This window comes from Janthinobacterium sp. SUN100 (assembly GCF_030397705.1).
Taxonomy (GTDB): domain Bacteria; phylum Pseudomonadota; class Gammaproteobacteria; order Burkholderiales; family Burkholderiaceae_D; genus Janthinobacterium; species Janthinobacterium kumbetense.
This window is the reverse complement of sequence record NZ_JAPUBU010000001.1, coordinates 1,090,431-1,102,838: the sequence shown is the minus strand read 5'-3', so window position 1 is coordinate 1,102,838 and position 12,408 is coordinate 1,090,431. Positions and strand designations below refer to the sequence as shown.

The 12,408-nt window shown below is 65.0% G+C and carries 11 protein-coding genes; 7 read left to right on the top strand and 4 right to left on the bottom strand.

What is annotated here, in order from left to right:
- Positions 1-8 precede the first annotated feature (8 nt).
- Genes O0881_RS04770 through O0881_RS04755 form a run of 4 tightly spaced genes read left to right on the top strand, consistent with a single transcriptional unit; the run spans position 9 to position 3,337 of the window.
- Positions 9-1,055, top strand: a complete 1,047-nt coding sequence (locus tag O0881_RS04770) for an aminotransferase class I/II-fold pyridoxal phosphate-dependent enzyme (RefSeq protein WP_289910389.1) — start codon at positions 9-11, stop codon at positions 1,053-1,055.
- Complete coding sequence (locus O0881_RS04765) at positions 1,039-1,914, top strand: hypothetical protein (protein ID WP_289910388.1); 876 nt, start codon at positions 1,039-1,041, stop codon at positions 1,912-1,914. Before O0881_RS04770 ends, O0881_RS04765 begins: the two co-directional genes overlap by 17 nt.
- 34 nt (positions 1,915-1,948) lie before the next feature.
- Positions 1,949-2,599 (top strand): hypothetical protein, encoded by a 651-nt coding sequence (locus O0881_RS04760; protein WP_289910387.1) that lies wholly within the window; start codon positions 1,949-1,951, stop codon positions 2,597-2,599.
- A 9-nt stretch (positions 2,600-2,608) separates the two neighbouring features.
- Entirely contained in the window at positions 2,609-3,337 is a 729-nt protein-coding gene (locus O0881_RS04755) for an amidohydrolase family protein (RefSeq protein ID WP_289910386.1), read from the top strand.
- Between the two features lie 6 nt (positions 3,338-3,343).
- Here O0881_RS04755 and O0881_RS04750 read toward each other — a convergent pair whose 3' ends face one another.
- The 4 genes from O0881_RS04750 to O0881_RS04735 all read right to left on the bottom strand — a co-directional run bounded on the left by O0881_RS04750 (position 3,344) and on the right by O0881_RS04735 (position 8,761).
- Positions 3,344-4,741 (bottom strand): sigma 54-interacting transcriptional regulator, encoded by a 1,398-nt coding sequence (locus O0881_RS04750; RefSeq protein ID WP_289910385.1) that lies wholly within the window; start codon positions 4,739-4,741, stop codon positions 3,344-3,346.
- A gap of 276 nt (positions 4,742-5,017) precedes the next feature.
- Positions 5,018-7,276: an arginine/lysine/ornithine decarboxylase gene (locus tag O0881_RS04745; protein ID WP_034784421.1), complete on the bottom strand. Its 2,259-nt coding sequence runs from the start codon at positions 7,274-7,276 to the stop codon at positions 5,018-5,020.
- Between the two features lie 238 nt (positions 7,277-7,514).
- Positions 7,515-8,000 (bottom strand): dihydrofolate reductase, encoded by a 486-nt coding sequence (locus tag O0881_RS04740; protein ID WP_099667616.1) that lies wholly within the window; start codon positions 7,998-8,000, stop codon positions 7,515-7,517.
- On the bottom strand, positions 7,997-8,761 hold the full coding sequence (locus O0881_RS04735) for an alpha/beta hydrolase (RefSeq protein ID WP_289910384.1): 765 nt from the start codon (positions 8,759-8,761) through the stop codon (positions 7,997-7,999). The genes O0881_RS04740 and O0881_RS04735 overlap by 4 nt, the downstream gene beginning before the upstream one ends.
- 213 nt (positions 8,762-8,974) lie before the next feature.
- On the opposite strand from O0881_RS04735, the gene O0881_RS04730 reads away from it, so the two are divergent.
- The 3 genes from O0881_RS04730 (at position 8,975) to O0881_RS04720 (ending at position 12,391) form a co-directional block, all read left to right on the top strand.
- Positions 8,975-9,550 carry a TerD family protein gene (locus O0881_RS04730; RefSeq protein WP_289910383.1) on the top strand — a complete coding sequence of 192 codons (576 nt, stop codon included), beginning with the start codon at positions 8,975-8,977 and terminating at the stop codon, positions 9,548-9,550.
- Positions 9,551-9,793: 243 nt separating this feature from the next.
- Positions 9,794-11,047, top strand: coding sequence for a TerD family protein (locus tag O0881_RS04725; protein WP_289910382.1), 1,254 nt, complete (start codon positions 9,794-9,796; stop codon positions 11,045-11,047).
- Between the two features lie 9 nt (positions 11,048-11,056).
- Positions 11,057-12,391 carry a VWA domain-containing protein gene (locus O0881_RS04720; protein WP_289904769.1) on the top strand — a complete coding sequence of 445 codons (1,335 nt, stop codon included), beginning with the start codon at positions 11,057-11,059 and terminating at the stop codon, positions 12,389-12,391.
- Positions 12,392-12,408: the final 17 nt, after the last annotated feature.

Genomic DNA, 12,408 nt, shown 5'->3' with positions numbered 1-12,408 from the left:
GCGCGTGCATGCTCGATTTTACCAGTGCGCTGTACCTGGGCATGCGCCATCCGGCGGCTACGCTGGCGCCGTGGAACAGCCTGACCCAGGGACAGCCGGCCGCGCTGCAGGAGCCGCCCGGCGCGCAAGCCCTGGCAGCAAGCCTGGCTGCGCTGCAAGGCTGCGAGGCCGCTTGCGTGCTGCCGTCGACCCTGCACCTGTTCTGGGACCTGTTCGGCATGCTCGCTGCCGAGCGGCTGGTGATCCTCGTCGATGGCGGCAGCTACGCCATCGCGCGCTGGGGCGCCGAGCGGGCGCAGGCGCTGGGCTTGCCCCTGCGGATGTTTCCCAGCGGCGAGATGGCGGTGCTGCGGCGCCTGGCGGCGGACTGGGGCCGGCAGGGACGGCGTCCCCTGATCCTGGCCGATGGCTATGTGCCGGGCAGCGAACAGGTCTTGCCGCTGGCCAGCTACGCGGCCCTGGCGCGCCAGGGGGGCGGCTATCTGCTGCTCGACGACACGCAGGTGCTGGGTGTGGCGGGCACGGCTGGTGGCGGCTCGGCGCGGCTGCATGGCTTGCCGGGCGGCTACGACAAGGGGGGCAGCCACCTGATCGTCGGCGCCTCGCTGGCCAAGGGCTTTGGCGTGCCGCTGGCCGTGCTGGCCGGCAGCGGAAACTTGCTGCGGCGCTTCGCGGCGCACAGCCAGACGCGCGTGCATGCCAGTCCGCCTTCGGCAGCCGTGCTGGCGGCGGCGCGGCGTGCGCTGGCGCTCAATGCGCGCCATGGCGACGCCCTGCGCGCCAGGCTGGCGGACCGGGTGGCGCAATGGAGGGCGGGGATGGCGGCGGCCGGCATCGCCTGCCAGGGTGGCAGCTTTCCCGTGCAGCGCCTGCCCGGCCGCGCCCATTTGCAACAGGTCTTGCGCGCAGCGGGCGTGCTGTCGCTGGCGCAAGCGGGGGACGGTCCCGGCGCGCTGACTTTTCTGCTGCGGGCCGACCAGACGTCGCGGCAACTGGAGCAGGCGATGGGCTTGCTTGAACATCACATCAGGAGGCGATATGAACGAAGCGTTTGAAATGCTGCCCTTTGCGGGGCAGCCGGGAGCGGCCGGCGAGCAGGAATGGCAGGGGGAGTGGTCGCCAGAGTGGTCGCAGGAGTGGCAGGGGGAGGAAGAGGGCGAGGCCGAATGGGAGGGCGAGCGCTGGCCCCCCGGTGGCGCGCGCGGCGGCATGCGCGGCGGCGGGCTGCGCGCGCGGCCGCCCCTGCGCGGACAGCGCCGTCCCGCGCCGCCGCGCTACCAGGCGAATCCGGCGCGCAGGCCGCCGCGTCCCGCGCCGCCGCCCTTGCCCTATCTGCCGCCGCGCTACCGAGGCTGGGGCGGCTATGTGCCCCTCTACCCGACCCTCTATCCGCAGGCCTATCCCGTGGCGGAGCCGACCTTTGGCGACCAGCAGGAACCGGAGCCGGGCATCGATGCGGGCCAGGGACAGGATCAAGGGCAGGACCAGGGGCAGGACGATGACCAGCAGCAAGGTGAAGTCCCGCCCACCCTGGCCGGCACCATGGGCCGGGTGCCGGAAGCGGCCGCCTTGACCTACCAGGCGCTGGGGCCGCTGGCCAATGCCTTGCGCGACCCGAATGGCCGCGGTCCGGGCCTGTACGTGGTCGAATTCGATGCGGGCGGACGGCGCCGCGCCTACAGCGGCCAGACGGACGATCTGCACCGCCGTTTGCTGCAGCACCGGCTGTGCGGCCAGATGATGGGCGTCGACTTGAGCGGTCACCAGGTGTACGTGGCGGCCCTGTCCTCGGCGGCGCAGCGGCGCCGCATCGAGCAGCGCATCCACGACGACATGTTCGCCAACCAGCGCGGCGTGCTGACCAACCAGCGGCGCGAACTGGAACTGGCCGTGCTGGGTGAAATGTGGAATTGACGACAGCGCCTTGACGACTGCGAAGGAGTACATCATGCATCAACTCGAATGTGAATGCGCGCAATGCCGCCAGCGGGCCGGCGCCGCGTTTGAAGTGCTGGAGTTTGGCGAAACCTGGTCCGGCAAGGGGAGCGCCCCCGCCCTGTTCAGCGAAGAGGAAGAGTTGCAGTTGGCCATGGAATTGCTGGAAGTGTCCAGCGAGGAGGAGCTGGAACAGTTTCTCGGCAATGTCTTCAAGAGCGTGTGGAAGGGCGTCAAGAAGGTGGGTGCTACCATCGCCAAGGTGACCAAGCCCCTGGGCGGCGCCTTGAAGGCCGTGGCCAAGACGGCCTTGCCCTTTGTCGGCGGCGCCCTCGGTTCGATGATCCCGATACCGGGCGTGGGCACGGCGCTCGGTTCGGCCCTGGGGAGCGCCGCCAGCAATGCGCTGGAACTGGAGATGGAGGCCGCAGCGCCGGCCGACCGCGAACTGGAGCTGGCGCGCCGCTTCGTGCGCATCGCGGGGCAGGCGGCGCGCCTGGCGGCCGACGGCGACGGCAGCGCGCGCGCCGTGGAAAGCGCGCTGACGCGGGCCCTGCACCAGCAACTGCCGCACTTTCGTTCGGCCGCGCCGCAGGGCGAGGAGGAGAGCGGGCGCTGGCGCCGGCGCGGCAACCGCATCGTCGTCATGGGCGACTGGCAATAGCGCGGCAAGATGATCATCGACTGCCATTGCCATGCGGGACCGGGCGACGGCTTGAGCGGCCCGTGGGACAGCGATGCGCCGCTGCAAGCCTATCTGCGCCGCGCGCAAGCGGCTGGCATTGCCCGCAGCGTGCTGTTCGCCACCTTCCACTCCGATTACGCCATCGCCAACCATGGCGTGGCGCGGCTGGTCGCCTCCGATCCGCAGCGTTTCTACGGCTTTGCCTTCGTGCATGCGCGGCGCGACCGGGGCCGCATCCAGAACCTGGTGCGCACGGCCGTCGAGCGCTATGGCTTTGTCGGCATCAAGGCGCACCGCCTGGATGCGCGCATCAGCGGCGAAGTGTGCGACGCGGCCCGCTTCTTTGGCTTGCCCGTGCTGTACGACCCGGCCGGCGAGGTGGCCGTGGCCGAGCTGCTGGCGCAGCAGTATCCGGACGTCGATTTCATCCTGCCTCATCTGGGCAGCTTCGGCGACGACTGGGCGGCGCAGCTGGCGCTGGTCGACCATCTGGCGCGCCACCGCAACATCCATGCGGATACCTCGGGCGTGCGCCGCTTCGACTTGCTGCAGCAGGCCGTGCGCCGCGCGGGGCCGCACAAAGTCTTGTTCGGCTCGGATGGCCCCTGGCTGCATCCGGGTCTGGAATTGCACAAGATTCAGCTGCTGGGCTTGCCGCCGGCCGATGCGGCTTTGATCACGGGTGGCAATTTCTTGCGGCTGGCGCGGCTGGCTTGAGGCAGATCAAGGCGCGGCCGGCGTGGCCGGCGGTGTCGCAATACTGGCGGCAGTCGCGGCTGGCGTCGCGCAGGCGGCCGCCTTGCGGCGTATCTGCAGGGCGCGGTCCGTCACGCCCAGGCGCGCGGCGGCGCGCTGGTTGTTGCCGTGTTCCTCGGCCAGCACGAGGCGGATGGCCATGTCGGTGGCGCAGCGCGCGATGTGCGACAGCTTGCAGCCCTGGGCCAGAGCCCGACGTACGGCCGCTTCGAAGTACTGGTCGGGCCAGGGCGGCGCCAGCAGCCGTTCTTCGGGAGGCAGGGCGCCGATGGTGATGGGGCCGGGGCCGCAATGGCGGTGCCAGATGCGCGTGACGGTCTGGCGCAGCTCGCGCACATTGCCCGGATAGTCGCGCAGCAGCAGGTATTCGCGCACGGCGGCGTCCAGCGGGGGCGGCGGCTGCTGGGCCAGCTCGGCGAGGAAATGCCGGGCCAGCGGCAAAATGTCGTCCTGGCGTTCGCGCAGGGGCGGCGTCTGGCAACGCCAGCCGGCGATGCGGTAATACAGGTCGGCGCGGAAGGCGCCGCGCGCCACCTCGTCTTCCAGTGCGCGGTTGGTGGCGCAGACGAGGCGAAATTGCGTCGGTTGCCAGGTATTGCCGCCTACGCGCTTGTATTTGCGTTCCTGGATGGCGCGCAGCAGCTGCGCCTGCAGGGGCAGCTGCAGTTCGCCCACTTCGTCGAGGAAGAGCACGCCGCCGTCGGCCAGGGCGAAAGCGCCGTCGCGCGGTGCCGCCGCGCCCGTAAACGCGCCCCGTTCATGGCCGAACAGTTCGCTGCCCGCCAGTTCCGGCGACAGGGTGGTGCAGTCGAGGATGGTGAAGTCGCCCCGGCAGTTGCCCAGGCGGTGGACCAGTTGCGCCAGTAAATCCTTGCCCGTGCCCGTCTCACCCGTGATCAGCATCGGGGCCTGGCTGAAGGCGGCCATTTCCACCACCTGGTGCAGCAAGGCGGTCCAGGCAGCGCTGCCGCCCACCAGTTGCTGGCGCACGGCGCTGGACGCCAGCAACTGCGCCACGGCTTGCCAGCGCTGCAGGCGCGCCAGCACCTGGCCCGCGTCGACGGCGCCGCCAGGCCACAGCAGCACATCGAGCGCGCCGGCCGCCAGCAGGGCCCGCTGTTGCGCACAGCTGAGGGCCTGGCCGCAGGCGGCGATGGCCAGCACGCGGGCATGGCTGCACAGCGCCGGCAGCGCCTGCAGCAGTGCCGTATTGGCTTCGGCGAACAGCACGATGCCCGTTCCATCTGCTTCGCCATCGTGCCGCCGGGCTATAGTTACCTGAGCCTGCTTCAAGGCCGCCGCCAGCAAGGCGCCACTGCCAGCCGCCGCCTGCTGCATGATTTCCAGCCACACCTTGAGCGTCATAGGCCTGCCGTCACGAGGGCACGAGTCGCCCATCTTAGAAGCCCGATACCCCGGTCGTTTGATCTGGCGCAAGCGTGCGCGCTGGCCCACAATGAAAAACGCCGCCTGATTTGCATCAGGCGGCGCCATGTAAGCAGCGTTCTTTAACGAACGTCACGACGGTTCATCCAATCGTAGCGAGCGGCAGTGATTTGTGGCCGAGAAGCGCAACCGTACTCTGGTACGGTGAGCATCGCCGGCCGCAAAGCGCGCCAAGCGAGATTGGATGAGCCGTCACTAATCGTCCAGTTTGACGCAGTCGACGAAGTATCCGCGTTTGCCATCGACTTCGCGTTTCACGAGGCCATGCACATCCGTCTCGAAGCCGGGGAAGCGCTCGTTGAAGTCGCGTGCGAAGCGCAGGTAGTCGACGATGGTCTTGTTGAAGCGCTCGCCCGGGATCAAGAGCGGAATGCCCGGTGGATACGGCGTCAGCAGGATGGACGTGATGCGGCCTTCCAGTTCGTCGATGGCCACGCGTTCGATTTCGCGGTGCGCCATCTTGGCGAACGCGTCCGACGGCTTCATGGCCGGGATCATGTCCGACAGATACATTTCCGTCGTCAAACGGGCCACGTCGTAAGCCTTGTAGAAATCGTGGATCTGCTGGCACAGGTCGCGCAAGCCCATTTTTTCGTAGCGTGGGTTGGCCGCCGCAAATTCCGGCAGGATGCGCCACATCGGCTGGTTCTTGTCGTAGTCATCCTTGAATTGTTGCAAGGCCGTCAACAGGGTATTCCAGCGGCCCTTGGTGATGCCGATGGTAAACATGATGAAGAACGAGTACAGGCCGCATTTTTCAATGATGACGCCGTGCTCGGCCAGGTATTTGGTGACGATGGACGCGGGGATGCCCGTGTCGCCGAACTGGCCGTCCAGCGACAGGCCCGGGTTGACGATGGTCGCCTTGATCGGGTCGAGCATGTTGAAGCCGGGAGCGAGGTCGCCGAAACCGTGCCAGTCATCCTCGGCGCGTATCATCCAGTCTTCCTGCTGGCCCATGCCTTCGTCGTTGAAGCTGGCCGGACCCCACACCTGGAACCACCAGTCCTGGCCCCATTCCTGGTCGATCTTCTTCATGGCGCGGCGGAAATCGAGCGCTTCCATGATCGATTCTTCCACCAGGGCCGTGCCGCCCGGCGCTTCCATCATGGCCGCGGCCACGTCGCACGAGGCGATGATGGAATACTGCGGCGAGGTCGAGGTGTGCATCAGGTAAGCCTCGTTGAAGGCGTCCTGGTCCAGCTTGACCGTGTCCGATTCGCGCACGAGGATTTGCGAGGCCTGCGACAGGCCGGCCAGCAATTTGTGCGTGGACTGGGTCGAGAAGATCATCGATTCCTTGGCGCGCGGACGGTCCTTGCCGATGGCGTGCATATTCTTGTAGAAATCGTGGAAGGTGGCGTGTGGCAGCCACGCTTCATCGAAGTGCAGGGTGTCGATCTTGCCGTCCAGCATTTCGCGCAGGGTTTCCACGTTGTAGATCACGCCATCGTAGGTCGATTGTGTGATGGTCAGGATGCGCGGCTTCTTGTTCTTCGCTTCGCGCGCGAACGGATTCGCTTCGATCTTGCGGGCAATGCTTTCCGGCGTGAATTCATGCAGCGGGATGGGGCCGATGATGCCCAGGTGATTGCGCGTTGGCATCAGGAACACGGGAATGGCGCCGCACATGATGATCGAATGCAAGATTGACTTGTGGCAATTGCGGTCGACGACGACGATGTCGCCTGGCGCCACGGTCGAATGCCACACCATCTTGTTCGAGGTCGAGGTGCCGTTAGTGACGAAATAGCAATGGTCGGCATTGAAGATGCGCGCCGCATTGCGTTCGGACGCGGCGACGGGGCCGGTATGGTCGAGCAGCTGGCCCAGTTCCTCGACGGCGTTGCAGACGTCGGCGCGCAACATGTTTTCACCGAAGAACTGGTGGAACATCTGGCCGATCGGCGACTTCAGGAAGGCCACGCCGCCCGAGTGGCCGGGGCAGTGCCACGAGTAGGAACCGTCGTTGGCGTAGTGCACCAGGGCGCGGAAGAACGGCGGCGACAGGCCGTCCAGGTAGGATTTCGCTTCGCGGATGATGTGGCGCGCGACGAATTCCGGCGTATCTTCGAACATGTGGATGAAACCATGCAGTTCGCGCAGGATATCGTTGGGAATATGGCGCGAGGTGCGCGTTTCGCCGTACAGGTAAATAGGGATGTCGGCGTTCTTGTAGCGGATTTCCTCGACGAAGGCGCGCAGCGACTTCAAGGCGTGATCGGTTTCCTCGATGGAACCGGCGCCGAACTCTTCATCGTCGATCGACAGCACGAAGGCTGACGCGCGCGATTGCTGCTGGGCAAATTGCGACAAATCGCCGTAGCTGGTCACGCCCAGCACTTCCATGCCTTCTTTTTCCATTGCGGCGGCAAGGGCGCGAATGCCCAGGCCGGACGTATTTTCAGAACGGAAATCCTCGTCAATGATGACGATGGGGAAACGAAATTTCATGCATGTCTCCAAAAAAGCAAGCCGCCCCTGACAGATGTGAAGGGGCGGACTAGGGCGCGACGGTCAGGCGGTAGTGCAACCCGGCAGCCGCATAAAAAAAATAAGAACGGGATTCTCGCAGAAATGCGGCCTCTGCGGGAAAAAAATATCACCCCCCGGCGTCCCAGGCATGCGCTAGCGTGACGCACGGGTGTGACAGGGGTATTACAGCAACATTCTGCTAGTCAATATAACCTTATCAGGCTTTGCGTTGCAGCGTGACAAAGGCGTAAGGCAGGCCGGATTTCTCCGAGACATGCGCTTCGCGCGCGGTTTCTTGCCACACGGCATGATCCACGGCGGGGAAAAACGCGTCGCAATCGAACGTCTGGCCAATTTCCGTGACGATCAGGCGCTGCGCCAGGGCCAGCGACTGTTTATAGATGTCGGCGCCGCCGATGACATAGCCTTCGGCGCCGTCCAGCAGGGCGATGGCCGCTTCCAGCGACGGCGCCGCTTCCACGCCTTCGTGGCGCCAGTCCGGATTGCGCGTGATGACGATGTTGCGGCGGTTCGGCAGCGGGCGGCCGATGGAATCGAAGGTCTTGCGGCCCATGAGGATGGGGTGGCCCGTCGTCAAGCGCTTGAAATGCGCCAGGTCTTCCGGCAACTTCCACGGCAGGGTGTTGTCGATGCCGATGCCGCCTTGCTGGTCGGTGGCGACGATGATGGTCAGTAAGCTCATTGGTTCTGTGAAAAAGGTGGGGGCGATGCCCGATGCCCGTCATTATCGTTGAAATTGCCGGCAGCCTCCAGATGCGCACGCATGGCTTGCGCCAGCGCGCCTGGCGCTTCCAGCGGAATCATGTGGCCGGTATCGTCTTTGAGTATGTGCAAGGTGGCTTGCGGCAGGCGGGCGGCCATGGTGCGCAGGTCGTCGGGATTGACGAGCTTGTCGTCCTCGGCACCCACGATCAGCACGGGGAAATCGAGTTCCGGCAAGCGCGCCATCAGGTCGGGGCGGTCTATCGTGGTGAGAAATTGCGCCAGCAGCACCTCCTTGCCCAGGTCCAACCCCATCTGCTGGATCAGACCCGTGATGGCGCCGTCCTGCAAGTGCGACGGGTGCAGCAATTCGCGCAGGCGCTGGCGCGTGATGCCCGTATAGGCATTGCGCTCGAGCATGGCGACGATGCGCTGGCGCGCTTCGACCTCCGCCGGCAGCAAACCTTTGGCCGAATTGGCGATCAAAGTGAGGGATTTCACACGCTGCGGGTGCGCCAGCGCGTGTTCGAGCGTCAGGTAGGCGCCCAGCGAAAAGCCCACCAGATGGGCTTGCGGAGCGCTGTGGCTGGCGATCATCTGCTGCATCTGCGGGCGCGTGCGCGCCTGGTGCAGGGGTACGTGCCGCAGTTCAAAGGCGTCGCCCAGGGCAGGCGCCAGGCGCGACCACAGGCGTGCGTCGCACAGGGTGCCAGGAATGCAGTCGAGTCGTATATTGATCAAGGACAAACCTAGTGTGAAAAATTTTTGTCGAGCGGCATTATCCGTCATTTTGCGCATGGGGACAGCGGCACGATTTTTCCGTATGGCATTATTTTCAATAGTGCGCGGCTGGCAAGCAGGAACTTTATGGTAGGCTCATGGCTCATCAAGCCGGCGTGCCGGCGACGTGACCTGAAACACCGAATGCAACCCCCACATTAAAGAGGAATTACCATGGCGATCAGTTTGCAAAAAGGCGGCAATGTCAACCTGAGCAAGGAAGCTCCCGGCTTGAAGAAAATCGTGATTGGCCTGGGCTGGGACCCGCGCGCCACCGATGGCGCCGCTTTTGACCTGGACGGCAGCGCCTTCCTGCTGAAAACGGATGGCAAGGCCCGTTCCGATGCCGATTTCATTTTTTATAACAACCTGAAGTCGGCTGACGGCTCCATCGTCCACGCGGGCGACAACACGACCGGCGGCGGCGACGGCGACGACGAGAAAGTGGCCGTCGACCTGGCCAGCGTGCCCGCCGACATCGACAAGATCGCCATCGCCGTGACTATCCACGACGCGGAAAACCGCAAGCAGAACTTCGGCATGGTCGGCAAGGCCTACATCCGCTGCCTGAACGGCGACAACGGGGCGGAAATCGCCCGCTACGACCTGTCGGAAGACGGCTCGACGGAAGCGGCCATGATCTTCGGCGAAATCTACCGCGCCGGCAGCGAATGGAAATTCAAGGCCATCGGCCAAGGATTCAAGGGCGGCCTGGGACCACTGGCACGCTCGTTCGGCGTCAACGCCTAAGAGCTCCGGAAAACGGCCCATGGCGGCGTTGCGTCACCTCGCCGTACTATTCGTACTGTCTTCGGTGACGCGCCTTGCCCTGAACCGTTGTCCGAAGCTCTTTTAGCTTTGTATAGAACCCAAAACGGCAGTCCATGGCGGCGTTGCGCCGCCATGGACTGACTGTACATTCGTACTGTCTTCGGACGACGCGCCTTGCCTTGAGCCGTTGTCCGAAGCTCCCACACCTGAATAAATAATCGCATGGAAAACCTGATCAAGGGGCAGCGCCTGGCGCTGTCCGGCCTCGTCACGGGCAACGTCGTGCAACTGGGACTCGCCAGCGCTGGCGTGCCGCTGGACTTTGCCTGTTTCGGCCTCGATGCCAACGGCAAGCTGTCCGACGACCGCTACATGACTTTCTTTAACCAGCCGCGCACGCCGTGCGGCGGCGTGGAAGCGGCGGCGCCGTCCGGCGATGCGGCTGGTTTCAGCTACCAGCTGGACCGTTTGCCTGCCTCCATCGAGCGCCTCGTCGTCACGGCCGCCATCGATGGCGCGGCCACCATGGCGCAGCTGGGCAGCGGCTACCTGCGCTTGCTGGACGGCGGGCGCGAGCTGGCCCGCTACACGTATGCGGGATCTGATTTTGCGCAAGAAAAAGCCGTCATGCTGGGCGAGTTCTACCGCAAGGACGGCGGCTGGCGCTTCATGGCCGTGGGCCAGGGTTTCAATGGCGGCCTGGACGCTCTGGTCGCCCATTTCGGCGGCGAAGTGGCGCAGGCGGCAGCGGAGCCGGTGCCGCCGCCCAAAATTTCCCTGTCGAAAATCTCGCTGACCAAGGCGGGCCAGACGCACAAGGTGTCGCTGCAAAAGGGCGCGGGCGCGCCGGGCAAGCTCACCGTCAAGGCCACCTGGGTCGATAACGGCGATGGCGACGACGATAACGACGACCTCGATTTAAGAGTCGGCATCCTCTTGCCGAACGGCCAGATGCGCTTCATCCAGGCGCCCGATACGCCGGGCAGCTTCGACGTCATGCCGTATGTACGCCACCTGGGCGACGTGGCGGGCGCATCGGGCAAGGAACCGGCCACGGAAACGGTGGAAGTCAATCCCGCGCTGGCGCAACAGTACGGCGGCACGGTGGGCCTCGTCTTCAGCGTGTATTCGGCGCTGGCCAATGGCGCCGTGTCGGTCGCTTCCATGCGGCCGAAGATGGTCATGCAATATGGCGAGCAGATCGTCGAGTGCGCGTTCGACTTCCGCCTGTCCAAGGCGGCCGAGGACGATTCCGTCTACACCTATGTGATCGGCATGGCGCGCATCACGCCCGACAGTATCATCCTCGAACCGTCCGGCAAGACGTCGGAGCCGGGCAGCGAAGCGACGCCGTGGCTGAGCTGGCAGGGCGAGAGCCTGCAACTGGCCTTCAACGGTCCCGTCGTCTTCAAGGGCGAGGACAAGGAAGACGAAGATGATTTCAACGCGGACAATCCGCGCCGCTATATCGCCTAGGAGGCACTGATGGAAACCTTGTCCAAGGGACAGCGCTTGCCGCTGGCCAATCTCGTTCCCGACGGCGTGCTGCAGGTGGGCGTCGCCGCGCAGGGGCTGGCGCTCGACGTGGCCTGTTTCGGCCTCGATGCGGCAGGAAAACTGGCCGACGAGCGCTACATGACCTTTTTCAACCAGCCGCGTACGCCGTGCGGCGGCGTGGAAGCGCGCCCCGGCAGCGGCGGCGACATGGCCGAGTTTGCCTTGCAACTGGCGCGCTTGCCGGCCGGCATAGACCGCCTCGTCGTGACGGCGTCCATCGATGGCGGCGGGGTGATGTCGCAGCTGCAAGCCGGCCACGTGCGCCTGCAGGCGGGCGGACGCGAGCTGGCCCGCTTCGCCTTCGCGGGTAGTGATTTTGCACAGGAAAAAGCCGTCATGCTGGCGGAAATCTACCGCAAGGATGGCGGCTGGCGCTGCATGGCCGTGGGACAAGGTTTTAATGGCGGACTGGACGCGCTGGTGCGCCACTTCGGCGGCGAAGTCGACCAGGCCGCTTCTGCTGCCCCTGCGGCGGTTTCGGCCGTCATGCAGGCAAAGATCAACCTGGAAAAACGGGTCGAACGGGAAGCGCCGCAACTGGTCAGCCTCGTCAAGCAGGCGGGCGTGTCGCTGCAGAAAGTGGGTTTGCTTGACCACCGCGCCAAGGTGTGTTTGTGCCTGGATATTTCCGGCTCCATGGGCCGACTATATAAAGAGGGGCTGGTGCAGCGCTTTGCCGAACGCATCCTGGCCCTGGGCTGCAAGTTCGACGACGATGGCGAGATCGATGTTTTCCTGTTCGGCAAGAACGTCCACCATCCGGCGCCCATGGCCTTGAGCAACTGCAATACCTACGTGGGCCAGGCCATACAGCGCCATCCGCTGGAAGGCGACACGCGCTATGGCGCCGCCATGCAGGCGATACGCGCATTTTATTTCCCCGATGGCGCCGGCGGCGAGCGCACGCGGCCCGTCGCCGCGGAATTGCCCGTGTACGTGATGTTCGTCACGGACGGCGGCACGAGCGACCAGGCGACGACGGAGAAACAATTGCGCTGGGCCAGCCATGAGCCGATCTTCTGGCAATTCATGGGCATCGGCAAGGGGCGCAAATCGAAAAGCAAGTTTCTCGCCGCCTTTGCCGATTCCGACTTCCCCTTCCTGGAAAAGCTCGACGAATTGCAGGGCCGCCTGGTCGACAATGCCAATTACTTTTCCGTCAGCTCGCCCGACGAGCACAGCGATGCGGAGCTGTATGACTTATTGATGACGGAATATCCGGGCTGGCTGAAGCTGGCGCGCGGCAAGGGCTTGTTGAGGTAGCGCAAAGGTAGCGCAAA

Bases quoted from the DNA above. Each gene is read 5' to 3' on its own strand.
- O0881_RS04770 (WP_289910389.1), top strand. From the start codon at position 9: ATGCTCGATTTTACCAGTGCGCTGTACCTGGGCATGCGCCATCCGGCG.
- O0881_RS04765 (WP_289910388.1), top strand. From the start codon at position 1,039: ATGAACGAAGCGTTTGAAATGCTGCCCTTTGCGGGGCAGCCGGGAGCG.
- O0881_RS04760 (WP_289910387.1), top strand. From the start codon at position 1,949: ATGCATCAACTCGAATGTGAATGCGCGCAATGCCGCCAGCGGGCCGGC.
- O0881_RS04755 (WP_289910386.1), top strand. From the start codon at position 2,609: ATGATCATCGACTGCCATTGCCATGCGGGACCGGGCGACGGCTTGAGC.
- O0881_RS04750 (WP_289910385.1), bottom strand. From the start codon at position 4,741: ATGACGCTCAAGGTGTGGCTGGAAATCATGCAGCAGGCGGCGGCTGGC.
- O0881_RS04745 (WP_034784421.1), bottom strand. From the start codon at position 7,276: ATGAAATTTCGTTTCCCCATCGTCATCATTGACGAGGATTTCCGTTCT.
- O0881_RS04740 (WP_099667616.1), bottom strand. From the start codon at position 8,000: ATGAGCTTACTGACCATCATCGTCGCCACCGACCAGCAAGGCGGCATC.
- O0881_RS04730 (WP_289910383.1), top strand. From the start codon at position 8,975: ATGGCGATCAGTTTGCAAAAAGGCGGCAATGTCAACCTGAGCAAGGAA.
- O0881_RS04725 (WP_289910382.1), top strand. From the start codon at position 9,794: ATGGAAAACCTGATCAAGGGGCAGCGCCTGGCGCTGTCCGGCCTCGTC.
- O0881_RS04720 (WP_289904769.1), top strand. From the start codon at position 11,057: ATGGAAACCTTGTCCAAGGGACAGCGCTTGCCGCTGGCCAATCTCGTT.